This is a genomic window from Pantoea sp. E2023-21 (genome assembly GCF_051302795.1).
Taxonomy (GTDB): Bacteria; Pseudomonadota; Gammaproteobacteria; order Enterobacterales; family Enterobacteriaceae; genus Pantoea; species Pantoea ludwigii_A.
This window is the reverse complement of the sequence record NZ_CP195344.1, coordinates 2645953-2665595: the sequence shown is the minus strand read 5'-3', so window position 1 is coordinate 2665595 and position 19643 is coordinate 2645953. Positions and strand designations below refer to the sequence as shown.

Here is a 19643-nt window from a genome sequence, read left to right as displayed (position 1 = left end):
CGGATAAATGGCACTGCCACGCAAATTAAAAGGCATGAACCTGTTCAACGACGCAAACAGCTATCAGGGCGTTGTCACCGCCGTGACGTTGCCGAAGCTGGCGCGCAAGCTCGACGCGTACCGCGCAGGTGGCATGAGCGGTGCGGCCTTCATCGACAACGGGCTGGAAGATGACGCGCTTGATATGGAATGGACTATCGGCGGCATTGATGAGCTGGTGCTCTCACAGTGGGGCGCATCCGCTGTCCCGATGCGCTTTACCGGCTCGTATCAGCGCGACGACACCGGCGAAGAAATCGCGGTCGAGGTCGAGGTTCGCGGCAAGCACCAGAGCTTTGACTTTGGCGAAGCCAAACAGGGCGAGGACACTGAAACCAAAATCACCAGTAAGAACACCTATTTCAAGCTGACGTGGAACGGCAAAGAGCTGATTGAGATCGACACCATCAACATGGTGGAAAAGGTCAACGGCGTTGACCGCCTTGAGCAGCGCCGCAAGAACATCGGCCTCGTTTAACACAGATGCCAGCTCCGTTCGGTGCTGGCCTTCCCTGACTACAGTGAATAGAGAACACAAATATGGAACAGAATGAAAATACCGTCATTTTTGAAACCCCAATTAAGCGTGGTGACACCGAGATTACACAGGTTGAGCTGATTAAACCAACCGCCGGAAGCCTGCGCGGCGTGCGCCTGGCGGATTTGTGTCAGTCGGACGTTGACGCGCTGCTGACCGTGCTGCCGCGCATCACCTCGCCTTCGCTGACCAAGGCGGAGTGTAACAACCTCGATCCGGTTGACCTGATTTCGCTCGGCGGCAAGGTGATTGTTTTTTTAACCTCGAAGTCGGCCGAATAGCCTGGCCGGGCGGCCTGACGGTCAACGACCTGATGGCCGATGTCGCCACGATATTCCACTGGCCGCCCTCCGAGATGTACGCCATGCCGCTGGCCGAACTGCTGGAGTGGCGGCACAAAGCCTTGATCCGCAGCGGAGCAGACCCGTATGAGCAATAACCTCAAGGTGCAGGTGCTGCTGAACGCGGTAGACCGTGCATCGCGACCTTTCAAAGCCGTGCAGACTGCCACTAAAGGACTTGCGACCGGCATCCGCCAGACGCAGGACAACATCCGGGATCTGGATGTGCAGGCAGGGAAAATCGACGGTTTCCGCCAGACCAGCGCACAGCTGGCCGTTACGCAGCAAAAGCTGAAAAGCGCCAAAGTCGAGGCCGAAGCGCTGGCCGTGACGTTTCGCAACACCGCCCGCCCCACCGCACAGCAGGCGCGCGAGCTGGAGAAGGCAAAGCAGGCAGCGGCCGCGCTGCAGACCAAATCAAACTCGCTGCGCCTGTCGGTGCAGCAGCAGCGCGACGCGCTGGCGGCGGCGGGCATTTCAACGCGTAACCTGAGCAGCGAGCAGCGGCGACTGAAAGAGGCCGCCGCGCAGGCAACCCAGAACCTCAACCGGCAAAAGCTGGAGCTGCAGCGCCTCAACTCACAGCAGGAACGGCTCAACCGCGTCAGCGAGCGCTACCGGCGCGGGCAGGAGTTATCCGCGAAGGTGCGCAACGGTGGCGCGGCCGCGTTTGCCGGAGGGACAGCCGCGCTCTATGCCGGTAGCCGGTTAATGGCGCCAGAAATACAGACGCAGCACAGCGGCGCGCTGATTGCCGCCCGCCAGGGCGAAAGCGCGGCAAAAGGTGGCGAGTACACCGCAGCCATTCAGCGCATCAATGCGTCGGGCGTGAACGGCGACATCGAGCAAATCACCGATGCGGTGTCGGCGGTACGCAGCACGCTCGGCACACTGGGTAACGTGGGCGAAGCGGAGTTAGACCGCATCACCCGTAAGGCGCTGGATATGCAGTCCACTTTCGGCACCGACACCGCCGAAAGCATTCAGATTGCCGCGATCATGATGAAAAACAAGCTGGCGGCCAACAGCGACGAGGCGCTGGATCTCATCGTTTCCGGCATGCAGCGCGTATCGGCGGGCATGCGCGGCGAGATGCCCGAAATCCTGCACGAGTATTCAACACACTTCCGCAATATGGGATTCACCGGCGCGGAAGCCATGTCGCTGCTGGTTGATATGTCGAAGCAGGGCAAGTTCGCGCTCGACAAGACCGGTGACGCGGTAAAGGAATTCAGCATTCGCGGCTCGGACATGTCAAAAAACAGTGTCGCCGCCTATCAGGAAATTGGCCTCAACGCGAAAAAGATGTCACGTGATATTGCCAGTGGCGGTGATAAAGCCCGCGTGGCGATGCAGAAGACGGCAAAGGGATTGCTTGCCATTAAAGACCCGGCCGCGCGGGCTAACGCGGCGATTTCGCTGTTCGGTACACCGGTCGAAGATTTATCCGTTGATCAGATACCGGCGTTTCTCGGCGCGCTGGCAGGCGTGAAAAACCAGCTCGGCGATGTCACCGGCGCGGCCGAGCGCATGGGCAACACGCTGCGCGATAACCTGTCGGGCGACGTGGCGAAGCTTAAGGGATCGTTTGAGGGGCTGCGCTTTAATGCCTTTAAAGGGATGGATGGCCATCTTCGCGTAATGACCAAAAGCGCGACGAAGTGGATTGAAAAGCTTGATGCGTGGGTGACTAAAAATCCCACCCTCGCGTCCAATCTGGTGATGGTAACCGGTGCGATTGCCGGAGTAGCGGCGGTGCTCGGTGGCGTGGGGCTGGTTGTCTGGCCGGTAATGATGGGCATCAATGCGCTTATCGCGGGCGCGGGCATGCTGAGCGTCGGATTCAGCATTGCCGGTGGCGCGATTGTCACGGTGCTCGGCGCAATCACGCTGCCGGTGCTGGCTGTCGGTGCGGCTATCGTCGCCGGTGCGCTGCTGGTGCGTAAATACTGGGAGCCTATCAGCGCCTTTATGTCGGGCGTCGCCGCAGGCTTTACCGCCGCGATGGGTCCGATTGGTGAGTCGTTTGGCTCGCTCAAACCGCCGTTTGAATGGTTGGGCGGCAAGGTGAAAGAGCTGTGGGAATGGTTCGGCCGCCTGCTGGAGCCGGTGAAGTCCACTCAGTCGGAGCTGGCATCGGCCGGTGAGATGGGCAAGAAGTTCGGCAACATGCTGGCCGGAGCGTTGAAAATCCCGAGCCTCGCACTCGATCAGCTACGCGCCGGCATCGACTGGGTGCTGGAAAAGCTCGGCGTTATCGACACCAAATCCAGCGGTATTAAAGACAAAGTGCCGTCACCCGATCCGCTGGCGACCGGCGGCGCGGGCGTGGAAACCAATGGTCTGCAGTACAGTCTGGCAACCGGCGGCGCGCCGTATCGCCCGGTGTCTGCACCGTCTGCGGGTGGCGGTTTTACCGATCGCAGCCAGAACACCTACCAGTATGAAATCAAGATGTACGAAGGCATGACCAAAGACGATGCGCTGGCGCTGATGGCGCAGCATCAGGCGAAAGAGCAGCGCAACCGGCAGGCGCAGAACCGCAGCAAAATGAGCTGGGAGGATTAAACGATGATGATGATTTACGGCATGATGCCGTTCATGCGGCAGACGCTGCCCTACGGCGAGCTGCAGCAGAATATCGACTACCGCTGGCCGACGAACAGCCGTATCGGGCAGCGACCGGCGGCGCAGTTTATCGGCGTGGGCGATGAGAAAATCACGCTGTCGGGTGAGCTGCGCCCGGAAATCACCGGCGGCGCGGTTTCACTGATGACGGTGCGCCTGCTGGCCGATCAGGGCATGGCGTGGCCGCTGATTGGCGGCAGCGGCATGATTTACGGCATGTACGTGATTGAGGGCATTTCGAACACGCACAGCGAGTTTTTCCCCAACGGCGCGGCCAGCAAAATCATGTTTACCCTGAACCTCAAGCGTGTGGATGAATCGCTCACCTCGATGTTTGGCGACCTGAACAAGCAGGCTAACGGTTTGATCGGTGGCGTGAGTAATCTGCCAGAGCAAATCACCACGGCCATCGACAGCGCAAAATCAGCGGCGGGCAGCTTGGTTTCATCGGCGGGAGGCCTGTTCGGATGACCGGCATCAGTGGCTTACCGGTGCAGATGGGCTCACGCCTGACGCCGGATTTTTTGCTCAAGGTGAACTCTAAGGACGTGACGACCAACCTGCGCGACCGGCTGATTTCGCTAACTCTCACCGATAACCGCGGCTTTGAGGCTGATCAGCTCGACATTGAGCTGGACGACGCCGACGGCAAACTGGCAATGCCGGTGCGCGGCGCTGAGCTTTTGCTGTTTCTCGGCTGGAAGGGGCAGGCGCTGATAGGTAAAGGCACGTTTACCGTGGATGAAGTCGAGCACCACGGTGCGCCGGACACCATGACCATCCGCGCCCGCAGCGCTGACTTTCGCGGCTCGCTGAATTCCCGGCGCGAGGTGTCCTATCACGACACCACACTGGGCGCGATCGTCGAGCAGATTGCCGGACGCAACAACCTGAAAGCCATGCTGGCCGACGGCTTTGCAGCGATTTCGGTAGCGCACATCGACCAGACGCAGGAAACCGATGCGAAGTTTTTAACCCGCCTTGCCACGCTGTATGGCGCGGTTGCGGCGATAAAGGCCGGGCGGCTGCTGTTTATCCGGCCGGGGAACGGCGTCACCCTCAGCGGCAAGCCGATCCCGCAGATGACCATCACACGCAAAGACGGCGACCAGCACAGTTTCAGCATTGCCGATCGCGGTGCTTACACCGGCGTGTCGGCGAGCTGGCTGTACACCAAAGACCCGAAGCCGAAGAAAGTGAAGCTGCAGCGCAAGCCAAAAGCACAGCAGCAGAGCACCGTGGTGCACCCTGACGCGAAGAAGACCACCGCAAAGAAGGAGAAAGTGCCAGAAGCAAAAGAAGGTAATTACTTAGAAGGCAGCCAGGACAACGTACTTACGTTAACGACAGTCTTTTCCAGCCAGAAAACTGCAATGAGCGCGGCAAAGGCGAAGTGGGAGAAACTGCAGCGAGGTGTGGCAGAGTTTTCGCTCACGCTGGCTATGGGGCGCGCCGACCTGTACCCGGAAACGCCGGTTAAAGTCAGCGGCTTTAAATCAGTGATCGACGCCCAACCATGGCTTATCAGCAAGGTGACGCACAACCTAAGCAGTGGGGGTTACACCACGCAGCTGGAGTTCGAGGTATTACTTTCGGATGTTGACTATCAAGCCGTAGATGAAAACTAAAATTCACAATAAGTGAATTTTGTTGCTCTTTTGGTGAATTTGCCGTATTAAAGTTACGAGCCAACAGGGAGACGCCACCGATGATGCATTGCCCGCTATGTCAGAACGCAGCACACGCCAAAAGCAGCAGATATATTTCAAAAGAAACTAAAGAGCGCTATCACCAGTGCACGAATATCAATTGCAGTTGCACTTTCAAAACGCATGAATCAATTGCTTTAATGATTGTTTGCCCCGGCACAGTGAATATGGTGGCGCCCCACAATCAACACGGCCAGCAGTCATTAGCATTACATTGAGTTAGAAGATAAACCACCGAAAAGCCGGTGGTTTATTTTTTTACCAAGTGAGCTGTTCGCCACTAGCTTTTAAGTTCTGCTGATACATCATTTCGATAATTGTGTAATTGCACATATCTAAACTCCCATCGCAATAATCTTTGATTACTCGATCCAGCACTTTTCTGTCTTGCGCCTTAGTTAGCTTTTTGAAAGCCGAAAGGTTTTGCTGCTCCATCATGCGCAAGGTTGTGGGCTGACACATATCTAACTGCCCGTCGCAGTAATCAGCTTTTACTCTTGCTTGTATGAAGTTTATTACTTCCTGTTTTTGTGCCTCTGAACCATCAAATTTCATAGGGTGTATGAAACCAGCCTGCGCGGCAAAAGAGCATAGTAGAACTGCCAACCCAAAGATCTTTTTCATAGTGAACTCCTTGTTCAAAAAACGAAATGATAACCATAGCCCTATCGGCAGTTTGCTCGAAATTTTGAGGGCAGGGCGCGATGTAGGTAAAATTCCATCGCCATTTCATCGCCACTTCAAAAAGCGGAAACAAAAAAGCCACCGGCTTAGGTGGCTTAAGTGTATGATTTTCGTCACTAAATTTGGTGGCCCCTGCTGGGTTTGAACCAGCGACCAAGCGATTATGAGTCGCCTGCTCTAACCACTGAGCTAAGGGGCCAGCGGAGCGGGGATTATAGAGTATCTTGTTAGGGTGATCCAGAGTTCACCATTTGGTTGGTGAAAATTACAGCAATGGCTGACTCTTTGATCTCAAATAGAAAAATCTATCATCCCATGCTTTATCGCTTATTAAGCGCCCAATCATCATTGGTTTTTTGAGACCAGGCTCATTCGAAAGTTTGCCAATGCTACAAATAGCGTGATGCAGGCTTGTTGAGCGAGATGAAGGGCAATATGGCGATGCGTGCCTCTTCGTACGTTTGCCAAAGCTGCATATCTTCCACGGATGGGATAGTCACCAACTCACCGGCATCAAGTCCACGTAGCGCTGCCGAGACTAAATCGTCCACTTCCATCAACATCTCTGCCGGAAGTTCGTGGATAGATTTTCCTGCGCGCTCAAAGATCTCGGTACGCGTTAAACCGGGCAGTACAGCTTGCACACGCACACCACTATCGGCTAATTCGCGATGCAGATTACGAGTCAGGGAAAGCACATACGCTTTACTGGCGTTGTACGCCCCATTTGCCGATTCGCTCACCAGCGCTAGCACCGAAGCAATATTCACAATCGTGCCAGTGTGACGTGCACGAAATACCTGGGCTGCACTGTGGGCCAGCTGCGTCAGCGCAACGATATTCAACGTTAGCATCGTTTGTATTTTCGCGATGTCACCGTCAAGAAATTCGCCTTCTACTGTCATGCCAGCGTTGTTGATCAAAAGAGTAATTGCATTATTTTGCTGGATTTCGCGATCGATTCTTTGCAAATCATCGTGCCTGGTTAGGTCTGCAACTAATACGCCGACTTCAACGCCGTGCGCCTCGCGCAGTGATTGTGCCAATGCCTTGAGCCTGGCTTCATCGCGCGCCACCAGAATCAGGTTTGTGCCGTGTGCTGCCAGTTGTTTTGCATAGGTCGCGCCAATACCACTTGATGCGCCGGTGATCAAAGCCAATTGTTGTGACATGGAATGCTCCTCTGGATGATGGTTATCATATTTACGTGGTTTAATATGACGATCATAATATTTACCGTCAAGCTAGAATATGATGGTTGTAATAATTACACTGATTGCCATCAACGATGTCGGAGTCAATAAAGATGGAAAAGCTGAGCCATAAAGCGCGTACACGACAGCGCATTTTGGATGAGGCCTCTGTGGTGATGCGCGAGAACGGAACTGAAAGCATTGGCGTCGCAGCGCTGATGAAGCGCGTGGGCTTAACACACGGCGGATTTTATGCACATTTCGCTTCTCGCGAGGATCTGGTGCAAGCGGTGATTGCTGAAATGTTTACCGATTCAGCGCGCCGCTTTGCGGGTATCACTTCAATCAACGATCCCGCTGAACGACTGAATCAGCTGATTGATAACTATTTGTCTGAGCAGCATTGCAACACGCCGGGTGAAGGCTGTCCGCTTCCTGCGCTGATAAGTGAAATGGCGCATTTGCCGGTCGAGGCGCGCACGCTATTTTCCCAGCAACGAGAAGCGATGCGGCAGCGTTTGGCAATGACGCTACGTGAACTCAATCATCCGCACGCGGACGACGCGTCCACCACGATATTGGCTGAGATGGTAGGCGCGGTAGCAATGGCACGCGCCTGTCCGGACCATGAGGAGGCTCGCACTATGTTAGCAAGCAGCCGTCGATCGGTTAAACAACGCGCCGGACTGGAGGCTGCATGAGTGAGCACGATATCCGCGACATCATTGCGCCTGATTTACAGGTACTGTTCTGTGGCATTAATCCGGGCAAGTCGTCGGCGCACACCGGATTTCACTTTGCGCATCCCGGTAATCGTTTCTGGAAAGTGATATATCAGGCTGGCTTTACGCGTGAGTTGCTTAAACCCGAACAGGAGCAGCGGCTGATGGAAACCGGCTGTGGCATCACGATGCTGGTTGAGCGTCCGACAGTGCAGGCTAATGAGCTAGGCGGTGATGAGCTTCGCGACGGTGGCTCACGTTTGCAGCAAAAGATTCTCCGCTATCAGCCGCGTGCGTTGGCGGTGTTGGGCAAGGATGCTTTTCAGAAAGCGTTTCGCCAGCGCAAGGTCGAGTGGGGCGAACAGTCGCAAACGCTGGGTGAAACGCGTCTGTGGGTGCTGCCCAATCCGAGCGGTTTGAATCGTGCGACGCTGGAAGAGATGGTCGAATCTTATCGCCAACTGCATGACTGGCTGCAGATTAACGCGTGAAACACTGATTTTCAGGCAATAAAAAACCCCGGCAAGCCGGGGTTTTTTCGTCTCGACAACGATTAATCGTCGAGGAAGCTACGCAGTACTTCAGAGCGGCTTGGGTGACGCAGTTTACGCAGCGCCTTGGCTTCGATCTGACGAATACGCTCACGCGTTACGTCAAACTGTTTGCCTACCTCTTCCAGCGTGTGGTCGGTGTTCATATCAATACCGAAACGCATACGCAGAACTTTCGCTTCACGCGCAGTCAGGCCAGCCAACACGTCGTGGGTAGCTGAGCGCAGGCTTTCCGAGGTTGCGGAATCCAGCGGCAGCTCCAGCGTGGTGTCTTCGATAAAATCGCCCAGATGCGAATCTTCATCATCACCAATCGGCGTCTCCATAGAGATTGGCTCTTTAGCAATTTTCAGCACTTTGCGGATCTTATCTTCCGGCATCAGCATACGTTCAGCCAACTCTTCCGGCGTCGGTTCGCGACCCATCTCTTGCAGCATCTGACGCGAAATACGGTTGAGTTTGTTGATAGTCTCAATCATATGCACCGGAATACGGATGGTGCGCGCCTGGTCAGCGATAGAGCGGGTGATAGCCTGACGAATCCACCATGTCGCGTAAGTTGAGAACTTATAACCACGACGGTATTCAAACTTATCAACCGCTTTCATCAAGCCGATGTTGCCTTCCTGAATCAGATCGAGGAACTGCAGACCACGGTTGGTGTATTTCTTCGCGATGGAGATAACCAGACGTAAGTTCGCTTCAACCATCTCTTTCTTCGCACGACGCGCTTTCGCTTCGCCAATTGACATGCGACGGTTGATGTCCTTCACCTGCTCGATGGTCAAGCCAGTTTCTTCTTCGATCTGCTGCAGTTTGTACAGCGAACGATTCACATCATCTTCAACTTCCAGCAGTTTTTCTGACCATGGCTTGTTCATAGCCAGCGCGGCTTTAAACCAGCTTGGGTTAGTTTCGTTGCCGGTAAACAACGTGATGAAGTTTTTCTTCGGCATTTTGCACAGTTCAATACACAGCTTCATGATCAGGCGCTCTTGCGTACGCACGCGCTCCATCATTTCACGCATATTGTTTACCAGGTAATCGAACTGCTTCGGTACCAGGCGGAACTGCTTGAACACTTCAGAGAGGTTCTGGATTTCAGCAACGGCGTCAGCATGGCTGCGGCCTTTGGCTTTGATGACGGTACGCGTCGTTTCGTACTGCGTACGCAGGTCGCCAAACTTCTCGCGAGCCAGTTCTGGGTCGATAGAATTATCGTCGTCAGAGCTGTCATCATCCTCTTCATCTTCTTCTTCGTCGTCATTCCGATCTTCCTGAGATAACTCAGAACCCACGTGCGTGGCGGTCGGCGCGATATCTTCTTCCGCGTTAGGATCGATGAATCCGATGATTAAGTCTGACAGTCGATAGTCGCCCGCTTCTACGCGATCATACTGATCGAGCAGATAGGTGATCGCTTCCGGATATTCGGCTACAGAGCATTGGACCTGATTGATACCGTCTTCGATGCGCTTAGCGATGTCAATTTCGCCTTCACGCGTCAGCAGTTCAACGGTACCCATTTCACGCATATACATGCGCACCGGGTCGGTAGTACGGCCAATTTCAGATTCAACACTGGATAAAACCTGAGCGGCGGCTTCTGCGGCATCTTCGTCAGTATCGGAGCTGTTTTCATTCAGTATCAGATCATCAGCATCAGGCGCTTCTTCTACAACCTGAATACCCATGTCATTAATCATCTGGATGATGTCTTCGATCTGATCGGAGTCGACGATATCTTCCGGCAGATGGTCATTGACCTCAGCATAGGTCAAATAGCCTTGCTCCTTACCACGGGTGACAAGTAGCTTAAGCTGTGACTGCGGGTTTTGCTCCATAAGACGGTATCCACACTTCTGTTAATTAGATTGGTGTCGGTCGGCGCGAGCCAACTATAACAGTGAAGGCGTTGTGTTTTTGCCGCTGCCTACATCGCGGCCAGGGCCTTTGCCCTCATATAATCGGCACTTAAGCCGCTTGTGTTCTTTCCGAGGCTAACTTACTTGCCATTTTCAGCGCTGGCAGTGCTCGCACTCCTCACGTACTTCAGTACGCTCCGGGTGCTGCGCGCTGGCAGCACTGAAACTGGCTGCGACGTTAATGCCTCTAAATCTTGAGCTGTTTGTTTTCCGGTTCGCTTATCGCGTCTAACAATCCGGAAATGACTGAGCCAGAATGCGGTTTTTAACGTGCTTGCCGTTCAGACCCAGTTAAAATCTTATTTTTTCGCTAATGCCTGGCTTAAAGCCCAGAATTCGCGGCGTTCGATGGCGCTTAAGCCTTCAGTTCGCTCGCGTGCGATCAGCGCTTCAAGGCGCTGTTCGAGCGCGGAATCGTAAATGCTCGCCAGTGAATCCTGGAACACTTCTTCCGCCTCTTCATCCACTATCATGTGGTTCCAGGTGGCCAGTGTTTCAAGGGTCTGGCTAAAATTTGTTCCGCGATATAACTCTAGTAGCTGTCCGGTGGTCAAGCCAGGATTCTCTGTACAACGGCTGACTAACTCCACAAATAGCGGTAAACCCGCCATTTTCGACTGCTCTAATCCATCCAGTGTAGGCACGATGGAGGCAAACTGTGGGTTCTGCACTAATAACGCAATCAACACGCGCATGGTGGTGCGTTTCAACGGAGGGGCAGTTGGCAGCACGCCACTTTCTGCCAGCTTCGGCATCAGCTTGTCTAACTGGTTATCGTCAAGAATCCCAAGTTTATTACCCAATGTTTGACGCATATAAATGCGCAGCGTTTCACCGGGGATCTGACTGATCAGCGGTAACGCCAGTGTCGCCAGCTTGGTCTTGCCGTCGCGTGTGCTCAAATCCACTTGCGGCATCAGGCTGTCGAACAAAAACGTGGAGAGCGGTGTAGCTTGCTCCATCCGCGCTTCAAAGGCTGCTTTGCCCTCTTTGCGTACCAGCGTGTCCGGATCCTCGCCATCAGGCAAAAACATAAAGCGTAGCTGACGACCATCATTCATGTAAGGCAATGCAGTTTCGAGCGTACGCCATGCCGCTTCACGTCCGGCTCGGTCACCGTCATAACAGCAAATCACGGTATCGGTTGAACGGTAAAGCAGCTGAACGTGTTCAGCAGTGGTCGAGGTGCCTAACGACGCTACAGCATAATCAATGCCGAATTGCGCCAGTGCCACCACGTCCATATAACCTTCGACAACCAGTAAACGCGTGGGTTGCGGATGATTTTTCTGCGCTTCATAAAGCCCGTATAACTGGCGGCCTTTATGGAAAATCGGTGTTTCAGGCGAGTTCAGATACTTCGGCGTGTCGTTGCCCAGCACGCGACCACCAAAACCAATCACGCGGCCACGCTTATCGCGGATAGGGAACATCACGCGATCGCGGAAGCGATCATAGGTGCGGCCTGAGTCATTGCTGACCAACATGCCGGCTTCCATCAGTGATTCGCGATCATCTTTCTGCTGCCCAAAGCGCTTCAGTGCATTATCCCAACCGGCAGGTGCATAGCCGATAGCGAAGTGATCGATCACTTCCTGACTAAGACCACGGGTGGCGAGATAGTGCTGTGCAGATTGCGCTTGTGGATTACGCAGGCTCTGTTGATAGAAGTCGTTAAGACCTTCCAGCAACTGATAAAGACTTTGACGTTGATGGCGCTCCATCTGGCTAGGGCCATTGCCCGCTTCATAGGGCACTTCTAAGCCATGAAGCGTGGCCAGCTCCTCAACGCTTTCAACAAATTCCAGACGATCGTGATTCATCAGGAAGTCGATAGCGTTGCCTTTGGCGCCACAGCCGAAGCAGTAATAAAACTGCTTCTCACCGCTTACGGTGAAAGAGGGGGTTTTCTCATTATGAAAAGGACAGCACGCGTGATAGTTCTTACCCTGCTTTTTCAGCTTAACGCGAGCATCGATGATATCCACGATGTCCGTGCGGGCAAGTAAGTCGTTGATAAATATGCGTGGAATTCGTCCAGCCATAAGCCCCGATTTTTCAGCTCATAAACGACAACAAGCCGCGCTTCCTTTCGGAAAGCACGGCCTTTTACTTGACTCTGTCTGCGTTTATCACGCGGCGGAAGCGAACTTCCGCAAGAAATTAGTACAGACGAGTGCGGCGTGCGTTTTCGCGAGCCAGTTTCTTGGCGTGACGCTTAACTGCAGATGCTTTAGCGCGCTTACGCTCAGTGGTAGGCTTCTCGTAGAACTCACGGCTACGAACTTCTGCCAAAACACCTGCTTTCTCGCATGAACGCTTAAAGCGACGCAGTGCTACGTCGAACGGCTCGTTTTCACGTACTTTAATTACCGGCATGTAACTCTTACCTCGATAAAATTCGGTTTTTGCTGCTGACTGCGGCGCCAGCACATTTCAAAATGGTGCAGCATTTTACTCCAGCCGCGGCTGACTTGTAAAGCACCATGTATAATTTAGAACCAACAGGGGCATATGCCATCGCGGCTGCCGGTTTTTTCAGGCCGTGGAGTATAGCGCACTCTTTGTGCGACAGAAAAACACTTTTTCAGGGGCAAAGTCTCTGGCGTAAGAATTGCCTGTGTTACACTGCGCGCCGCACGAAGAGGGTGATAAAAGCTATGCGAGTTCTGGGTATTGAAACGTCCTGCGATGAAACCGGCATCGCGATATATGATGATGCGTCCGGTCTGCTGGCAAATCAATTATATAGCCAGGTCAAACTGCATGCCGATTACGGTGGCGTGGTGCCTGAACTGGCATCGCGTGACCACGTACGTAAAACCGTGCCGCTGATTCAGGCTGCACTAAAAGAAGCCGGCCTTGAGCCGCAGCAAATTGATGGTGTGGCTTACACTGCAGGGCCAGGTTTAGTGGGTGCGCTGCTGGTTGGTGCCACCATTGGCCGTGCGTTGGCGTTCGCCTGGAATGTGCCGGCAGTACCGGTGCATCACATGGAAGGGCATCTGTTGGCGCCGATGCTGGAAGAGAATCCACCTGAATTTCCCTTTGTTGCGCTGCTGGTTTCCGGCGGGCACACGCAGTTAATCAGCGTGACCGGCATTGGAGAATACACTTTGCTTGGGGAATCGATTGACGATGCTGCAGGTGAAGCCTTTGATAAAACGGCCAAATTGCTCGGTCTGGATTATCCCGGCGGACCGATGCTGTCGCGCATGGCGCAGCAGGGCACTCCAAACCGTTTCCGCTTCCCGCGGCCAATGACCGATCGTCCGGGGCTGGATTTCAGCTTCTCCGGCTTAAAGACTTTTGCGGCAAACACCATTCGTGAGCATCAGGGCGATGAGCAAGCGCGCGCTGATATCGCCCGCGCGTTTGAGGATGCAGTGGTCGATACGTTGATGATTAAGTGCAAACGTGCGCTTGATCAAACCGGCTTCAAACGTTTGGTGATTGCGGGTGGCGTCAGCGCGAACCGCACGCTGCGTGAGCGAATGGCCGAGATGATGCAAAAGCGTGGCGGCGAAGTGTTTTATGCGCGCCCTGAGTTTTGCACCGATAACGGTGCGATGATTGCTTACGCTGGCATGGTGCGCCTCAAAGGCGGCACAAGCGGGGGACTCGGCGTCAGTGTACGGCCGCGTTGGCCACTGTCAGAATTGCCCGCCATCTAAAACGAAAAAACCGGCCTCGCGCCGGTTTTTTATTTCTTCTTCTTCCGCTTCCAGATTTTATTTTCCTGTCCGCGCCACAGGCGCTGGATGTTGTCGTGATGCCGCAACAGAATCAGGCAGGACAGCATAGATACGGGAAAAGTGAATTGTGGTTTGAACCACCACACGTAAAACGGTGCGATGAGCGCGCTAACAATTGCGCCGAGTGAGGAGTAACCACTCAGCAACACCGTCAGCAGCCAGGTACCGGTCATTAACCCCGTTAAATCCCAGCCAATCGGCGCAATGGCACCAAATGCCGTCGCCACGCCTTTACCGCCGCGGAAACGAAAGAATACTGGATAGATATGGCCGAGGCAGGCAGCAATCGCCGTTAATCCAAGATAGAGCGGCGTAACATGCAGCAGATAAGCGATCCACACGGGAAGCATGCCTTTCGCCACGTCAAAAATCAGTACCGCGGCAGCGGCAACTTTGCCTCCAATGCGCAAAACGTTGGTCGCGCCAGGATTACCTGAGCCTTCCAGGCGCGGATCGGGTAAACCAGCCAGTTTACACACCAGAATCGCACTGGAAATCGAGCCGCACAGATACGCGAAAATAATCATACCAAGCGCGATAGCACTCATAGCATCGTACCGTTCCTTTTGGGTCGTTTTGTTCTCGATAAGCGTGGATAATACGCATAATCCGCCGGAAGTGGTATCCGGCTTAGCCAAAAACAGAGACTGACATCATGGATATCGTATTTATCGAGCAGCTTACCGTGTTCACGACCATTGGCGTTTACGACTGGGAACAGGGCATGCAGCAGAAGCTAGTGCTCGATGTCGAAATGGCGTGGGACAACCGTCAGGCCGCGGCCAGCGACGATGTGAAGGATTGCCTGAGCTACGCTGATGTCACCGAAGTGATCCTCAATCATCTGCAAGGCCAGCGTTTTGCTTTGGTCGAAAGGGTGGCGGAAGAAATCGCCGTTCTGTTGATGAATCGTTTCAAAACGCCCGGCGTGCGAATAAAGGTAGGTAAACCGGGCGCTGTAGCCCAGGCAGCGACCGTTGGCGTGCGTATTGAGCGCGGGACTATTCCGAAATAAATCTTCCGTGATTGCCATCACAATGAAACCAAACCAAATTATGGTGTGTCTCACTTGAGGCCGTTGCGCTAACGAACAGATTCTACCTGAATTTCTTAAGGTTTCCTTCAGCGTGACGCAGGCATAATTTCAGGCGGTAGCCCTTTGCGACCGCCTTTTTACTGTTTAAAACGGATAGAGGAAATATTTTGATGGCAGACATTCACCAGCTTTGGGTAGCTGCAATCCTGGGGGTTGTAGAAGGCCTCACGGAATTCCTGCCGGTCTCCTCCACGGGCCACATGATTATCGTTGGCCATCTACTGGGTTTTGAAGGTGAGACCGCTGAAACCTTCGAAGTTGTGATTCAGTTGGGATCAATTCTGGCTGTGGTCGTGATGTTCTGGCGTCGCCTGTTTGGTTTGATTGGGATTCACTTCGGTGAGGTCAAACATGAAGGCGTCGGTACCGGTAAATTAACGCTGATTCATATTTTATTGGGAATGGTACCGGCTGTGGTGATTGGTTTGTTGCTGCACGATCAAATCAAAACGCTGTTTAACCCCATCAACGTAATGTATGCGCTGGTCGTCGGTGGTGTGCTGCTGCTGGTGGCGGAATACTTCAAGCCGAAGCAACCTAAAGCGGTTGGCGTGGACGATATCACCTACCGTCAGGCGTTTATGATTGGCTGCTTCCAGTGTCTGGCGCTGTGGCCGGGCTTCTCGCGTTCGGGGGCGACGATTTCTGGCGGTATGTTGATGGGCGTAAGTCGCTATGCGGCATCGGAGTTCTCGTTCATTCTGGCGGTGCCGATGATGATTGGCGCAACCGGACTGGATCTCTACAAGAGCCTGGGCTTCCTGACGATGCAGGATTTGCCAATGTTTGCCGTCGGATTTGTGACGGCTTTCGTTGTGGCGCTGCTGGCGATCAAAGTGTTCCTTGAGCTCATCAAGCGTATCTCGTTCGTCTCTTTCGCCATCTACCGCTTCATTGTTGCGGCAGTGGTCTACGCCGTCTTTATGTAAGTTGCAACGCGCGGCCGGTTAAACGGGTCGCGCGTTAATCAACTCCGCCTGCAGTACCGCAATACGCCGACGCGTTAACTCTTCCCGCACTTCAGCACCTTTAAATCCTGCCGCAACCACCTCTTTGGTTGGCACCGCTTGCGCCAGCGAAAACGCCTGACGCAAATAGTCGCCTTGCGGATAAGCCATGCTTTCCATGCCCGCGCGCCCGCGTGCATCCGCTTCGCTGGTCAGCGCCATTTTTTCCACCCGATCGGGCTTGCGCCAGGCATCGATACGATCAAAAAGTGCGATTAAAGCGTCTGCCGGTTGACGCTCAATGGTGTGCACCACGTCATGGAATTCGGTCACCACTAACGCCAAATCACGTATCTGATTCGGCACGCGCAGACGTTGGCACAGCGCTTCAACAATCGGCACACCTGCGAGGCCATGCCCATGATGGCTAGGCCATTTTTCGGGTGGCGTCAGCGCTTTGCCGACATCGTGAAACAGCGTAGCGAAACGCACATCCAGTTGATCTGAGAGGGCGGCTGACATTGTCAGCGTCATCAGCGCATGTACGCCGGTATCAATTTCGGGATGCCATTTAATCGGGGCTGGAATGCCGTAAAGGCTATCAATTTCCGGGAACAGCACCTGCAGTGCGCCGCAATCACGCAGCACCTGGAAATAGACCTGAGGATTGCGCGTCAGCAACGCTTTTTCTGTCTCTTTCCACACGCGTTCTGCGGTGAGATGCGCCAGTTCACCACTGACCGCCATTTCGCGCATGAGCGCCTGGGTTTCATCGGCAATACGGAAATTTAGATGAGCAAAGCGGGCGGCGAAACGCGCCACGCGCAATACACGCAGCGGATCTTCATTAAAGGCGGCGGAAACATGGCGCAGCTGGCGTTGAGCCAGATCGCGTTGACCGCCATAAGGATCAATCAGTTCGCCACTGTCGCTTTGGGCGATGGCATTGATGGTGAGATCGCGACGCTGCAGATCTTGTTCGAGCGAGACATCCGGTGCGAATTGCGTCACGAAACCCGTGTAACCCTTGCCGTTTTTTCGTTCGGTACGCGCCAGCGCATACTCTTCACGACTTCGCGGATGCAAAAAAACCGGAAAATCCCGGCCAACTTGCTGATAACCTTCAGCCAGCATCGCCTCGGGCGTCGTGCCCACCACTACCCAATCTCGATCTTTTACCGGCAAACGCAGTAAGGCATCGCGTACTGCACCACCGACCAGAAACGTCTTCACTCAACCACTCCAGAAGCAAATCAAAAAATTGCGTGCTCAACACGCTTGTTGCTTTATTGTTGCATACTTTGGCTAAAAATCGGGCACGCCAAAAAGGGCATCTTACGATCCCCTTAAATAAAAGAACAAATCTGCGTGGAGTGTTAGTTCATCCAGCGATCGTTTTTCTTCCGGCGCGGCACCATATGCGGCAGCAACAGACCCAGCAGCAGACCGACACCCAGCACGCCGCCGCCATACATAAACCACTGCATGATGATGGTGCGCTGTTTGTCATCCAACTGCACATTGGCGGCACTGACTTTCTTCTGCGCGACAATCAGCTCATTCTTCAGCTTCTGATTCTCCGCTTTCAGGCCATCAATGGTGCCATCGCTGTTGGCCACTTTGTTCTGCATCTCGGAAGTGCGCTGGTTCCAGCTGTTGTCGATATTCGCCAGCTTAGCCGTTAGGTCTTTAACCTGCTGCTCCAGCTGCGGCACGCGGGTGCGCAGGCTAGGATTAGCGCTCAGCTGCGAAAGTGGAATCCAGTTGGTTTTGCCTTCTGCATCACGAATTTGGCCATATTGAGAATCGTTATTGGTTTGCAGTAAGGTCACTTCCTCTCCGGCGTTCAGCTTGCCGATCAGGCGATACTGATCGCCGGGACCGCTGCGCACCCAAGTGGACAATTCATCGGAGATGTAACGCTTTTCGTCAGCAGCATGAGCAGGCGTGATGGCGCTGAAAGCCAGCAAAGAAAGGGCAGCAAGTGTGATTTTTTTCATTCGATGTCGTTTTTTCTTAATGGCGTAAAATTACCGGCACAGTCTGGAGACGCTTCTCAAAAATCTGAATGAGAACTATCCTGGTCTCAATCCGGTGCGAAAAGGGTCGTAAAAGCGCAAGAAAGCGGAGACAGCGGGCTTCCGGTGCATTACTCTTCGCCAGATTAAACTCGTAAGTGCCAGCAGCGTATTGAATAAAAAATTATGACCATTGAAATCGAATTAAAGTTCATTGCCACACCGCAAGCAGCCGAAAAACTGGCTGAAACGCTTGCCACCTGGCCACATCAGCACTTCGCCGCGCGCGAGCTGACTAACATCTATTATGAAACCGACGACAACCAACTGCGTCGTTGGGACATGGGCCTGCGCATTCGTGGTGTCGATCAGCGCTATGAAATGACGCTAAAGGCGGCCGGTAAAACCGTTGGCGGTCTGCATCAGCGTCCGGAATACAACGTTGATCTCCCTGAGCCGCAGCTGGATATTGCACGCCTGCCAGCAGAAATTTGGCCGCAGGGTACTGACGTTGCGGAGTTGCAAGCGCGACTGCAGCCGCTGTTCAGCACGCATTTCCAGCGCGAAACGTGGCTGGTGCAATTTGGCGACAGCGAAATTGAAGTGGCGTTTGACCGCGGTGAAGTGGCTGCCGGTGAATTTAAAGAACCACTTTATGAAGTTGAGCTGGAGCTCAAGAGTGGGCAGCGCGCCGATATGCTGACATTCGCCGAAGCGCTTATCGCCATGGGCGGATTGCGTCTTGGTAGCTTGAGCAAAGCCGCGCGCGGCTACCAGTTGGCGCAAGGTAACCTACCGCGTCCAATCCGCACTTTACCGTTACAGAAAATCGCCGCTAAAGCGTCGGTTGAGCAGGGCATGATCAACGCGATGACCGCTGCACTGAATCATTGGCAATATCACGAAGAAGTCTGGTTGCGTGGTAATAAAGAGGCCAAAGCGGCTGTGATCGATGCGCTGGAGACACTGCGTCAGGCTTTCTCCTTGTTTGGTGCATTGGTGCCACGCAAAGCGAGCAGCGATCTGCGCCAAAAATTAACCCGTCAGGAAGAGCTGCTGGCCGATGAAGAGAATAATGCAGAAGCAACCTGCTTCTCATTGATCTCCGTTGAAGCGCAGTTAGCACTTACTCACTGGCTGGTTGAGTCTCAGTGGCAACACTGGCTCGACGACAAGAGCAAAAGCAAGCTGGAGGGATCGTTCAAGCGCTTCAGCGATATTATGCTGAGCCGCATCTCGGCCGATCTCAGAGAAACCTTTGTTGACGTACAGCTGTTCAATGAATTTCAGGATAAAGCGACGCGCCTGAATCGCCAGCTGCTGGCAGTGAATCTGCTGGCGGGTGCCTATCCAGCGGAAGAGGTAAATATTTGGCTGGAAGGTTGGCTGGAGTTACAGCATGCCATTCGCGTCAAACAGAATCACGGCTTAATGCAGCTCGTGAATCTGGCGATTAAACCGGCTCCGTTCTGGCTCAATAGCGGAATCAAACGCTAA

21 protein-coding genes and 1 tRNA gene are annotated in these 19643 nt (G+C 53.8%); 13 read left to right on the top strand and 9 right to left on the bottom strand.

What is annotated here, in order from left to right:
• Positions 1-7: 7 nt before the first annotated feature.
• The 7 genes from ACRQ84_RS12355 (at position 8) to ACRQ84_RS12325 (ending at position 5473) form a co-directional block, all read left to right on the top strand.
• Positions 8-517 (top strand): phage major tail tube protein, encoded by a 510-nt coding sequence (locus ACRQ84_RS12355; RefSeq protein WP_483816226.1) that lies wholly within the window; start codon positions 8-10, stop codon positions 515-517.
• Positions 518-579: 62 nt separating this feature from the next.
• Positions 580-858 (top strand): phage tail assembly protein, encoded by a 279-nt coding sequence (locus tag ACRQ84_RS12350; RefSeq protein WP_483816225.1) that lies wholly within the window; start codon positions 580-582, stop codon positions 856-858.
• Between the two features lie 32 nt (positions 859-890).
• Positions 891-1016, top strand: coding sequence for a GpE family phage tail protein (locus ACRQ84_RS12345; RefSeq protein ID WP_483816224.1), 126 nt, complete (start codon positions 891-893; stop codon positions 1014-1016).
• Positions 1006-3486, top strand: a complete 2481-nt coding sequence (locus ACRQ84_RS12340) for a phage tail tape measure protein (RefSeq protein WP_483816223.1) — start codon at positions 1006-1008, stop codon at positions 3484-3486. The genes ACRQ84_RS12345 and ACRQ84_RS12340 overlap by 11 nt, the downstream gene beginning before the upstream one ends.
• 3 nt (positions 3487-3489) lie before the next feature.
• Positions 3490-4017 (top strand): phage tail protein, encoded by a 528-nt coding sequence (locus tag ACRQ84_RS12335; protein WP_483816222.1) that lies wholly within the window; start codon positions 3490-3492, stop codon positions 4015-4017.
• Positions 4014-5174: a phage late control D family protein gene (locus ACRQ84_RS12330; protein ID WP_483816221.1), complete on the top strand. Its 1161-nt coding sequence runs from the start codon at positions 4014-4016 to the stop codon at positions 5172-5174. Before ACRQ84_RS12335 ends, ACRQ84_RS12330 begins: the two co-directional genes overlap by 4 nt.
• Positions 5175-5254: 80 nt before the next feature.
• A complete protein-coding gene (locus tag ACRQ84_RS12325) occupies positions 5255-5473 on the top strand; it encodes a DNA-binding transcriptional regulator (RefSeq protein ID WP_483816220.1) in 219 nt (72 codons plus the stop codon).
• A 40-nt stretch (positions 5474-5513) separates the two neighbouring features.
• Here the strand turns inward: ACRQ84_RS12325 and ACRQ84_RS12320 are convergent, their stop codons facing one another.
• From ACRQ84_RS12320 to ACRQ84_RS12310, 3 genes are all read right to left on the bottom strand, one after another.
• On the bottom strand, positions 5514-5879 hold the full coding sequence (locus ACRQ84_RS12320) for a hypothetical protein (RefSeq protein ID WP_483816219.1): 366 nt from the start codon (positions 5877-5879) through the stop codon (positions 5514-5516).
• Positions 5880-6062: 183 nt separating this feature from the next.
• A tRNA-Ile gene (locus ACRQ84_RS12315) sits at positions 6063-6138 on the bottom strand.
• 190 nt (positions 6139-6328) lie between these two features.
• Positions 6329-7111, bottom strand: a complete 783-nt coding sequence (locus ACRQ84_RS12310) for an SDR family NAD(P)-dependent oxidoreductase (protein WP_483816218.1) — start codon at positions 7109-7111, stop codon at positions 6329-6331.
• Positions 7112-7245: 134 nt separating this feature from the next.
• Between ACRQ84_RS12310 and ACRQ84_RS12305 the strand changes: the two genes are divergently transcribed.
• Together ACRQ84_RS12305 and mug are read left to right on the top strand one after the other, a co-directional pair.
• A complete protein-coding gene (locus ACRQ84_RS12305; RefSeq protein WP_483816217.1) occupies positions 7246-7833 on the top strand; it encodes a TetR/AcrR family transcriptional regulator in 588 nt (195 codons plus the stop codon).
• Positions 7830-8345: a G/U mismatch-specific DNA glycosylase gene (mug, locus tag ACRQ84_RS12300; protein ID WP_483816216.1), complete on the top strand. Its 516-nt coding sequence runs from the start codon at positions 7830-7832 to the stop codon at positions 8343-8345. The genes ACRQ84_RS12305 and mug overlap by 4 nt, the downstream gene beginning before the upstream one ends.
• A gap of 62 nt (positions 8346-8407) precedes the next feature.
• Here mug and rpoD read toward each other — a convergent pair whose 3' ends face one another.
• The 3 genes from rpoD to rpsU all read right to left on the bottom strand — a co-directional run bounded on the left by rpoD (position 8408) and on the right by rpsU (position 12709).
• Positions 8408-10249, bottom strand: a complete 1842-nt coding sequence (rpoD, locus tag ACRQ84_RS12295; RefSeq protein WP_064738465.1) for an RNA polymerase sigma factor RpoD — start codon at positions 10247-10249, stop codon at positions 8408-8410.
• A gap of 380 nt (positions 10250-10629) precedes the next feature.
• On the bottom strand, positions 10630-12375 hold the full coding sequence (gene dnaG, locus ACRQ84_RS12290) for a DNA primase (RefSeq protein ID WP_483816215.1): 1746 nt from the start codon (positions 12373-12375) through the stop codon (positions 10630-10632).
• Positions 12376-12493: 118 nt separating this feature from the next.
• Entirely contained in the window at positions 12494-12709 is a 216-nt protein-coding gene (rpsU, locus tag ACRQ84_RS12285; protein WP_008103436.1) for a 30S ribosomal protein S21, read from the bottom strand.
• Between the two features lie 281 nt (positions 12710-12990).
• Between rpsU and tsaD the strand changes: the two genes are divergently transcribed.
• Entirely contained in the window at positions 12991-14004 is a 1014-nt protein-coding gene (gene tsaD, locus ACRQ84_RS12280; RefSeq protein WP_483816214.1) for a tRNA (adenosine(37)-N6)-threonylcarbamoyltransferase complex transferase subunit TsaD, read from the top strand.
• Between the two features lie 29 nt (positions 14005-14033).
• On the opposite strand, the gene plsY is transcribed toward tsaD, so the two are convergent.
• Positions 14034-14633 (bottom strand): glycerol-3-phosphate 1-O-acyltransferase PlsY, encoded by a 600-nt coding sequence (gene plsY / locus ACRQ84_RS12275; RefSeq protein WP_064738467.1) that lies wholly within the window; start codon positions 14631-14633, stop codon positions 14034-14036.
• 107 nt (positions 14634-14740) lie between these two features.
• On the opposite strand from plsY, the gene folB reads away from it, so the two are divergent.
• Together folB and bacA are read left to right on the top strand one after the other, a co-directional pair.
• Complete coding sequence (folB, locus tag ACRQ84_RS12270) at positions 14741-15100, top strand: bifunctional dihydroneopterin aldolase/7,8-dihydroneopterin epimerase (protein ID WP_483816213.1); 360 nt, start codon at positions 14741-14743, stop codon at positions 15098-15100.
• Between the two features lie 191 nt (positions 15101-15291).
• A complete protein-coding gene (gene bacA, locus ACRQ84_RS12265) occupies positions 15292-16110 on the top strand; it encodes an undecaprenyl-diphosphate phosphatase (protein WP_064738469.1) in 819 nt (272 codons plus the stop codon).
• Between the two features lie 18 nt (positions 16111-16128).
• Here bacA and ACRQ84_RS12260 read toward each other — a convergent pair whose 3' ends face one another.
• Positions 16129-17361 carry a multifunctional CCA addition/repair protein gene (locus tag ACRQ84_RS12260; RefSeq protein ID WP_483816212.1) on the bottom strand — a complete coding sequence of 411 codons (1233 nt, stop codon included), beginning with the start codon at positions 17359-17361 and terminating at the stop codon, positions 16129-16131.
• A gap of 143 nt (positions 17362-17504) precedes the next feature.
• Positions 17505-18128, bottom strand: coding sequence for a TIGR04211 family SH3 domain-containing protein (locus ACRQ84_RS12255; protein ID WP_008103426.1), 624 nt, complete (start codon positions 18126-18128; stop codon positions 17505-17507).
• A 204-nt stretch (positions 18129-18332) separates the two neighbouring features.
• Between ACRQ84_RS12255 and ACRQ84_RS12250 the strand changes: the two genes are divergently transcribed.
• Positions 18333-19643: a CYTH domain-containing protein gene (locus ACRQ84_RS12250; protein ID WP_483816211.1), complete on the top strand. Its 1311-nt coding sequence runs from the start codon at positions 18333-18335 to the stop codon at positions 19641-19643.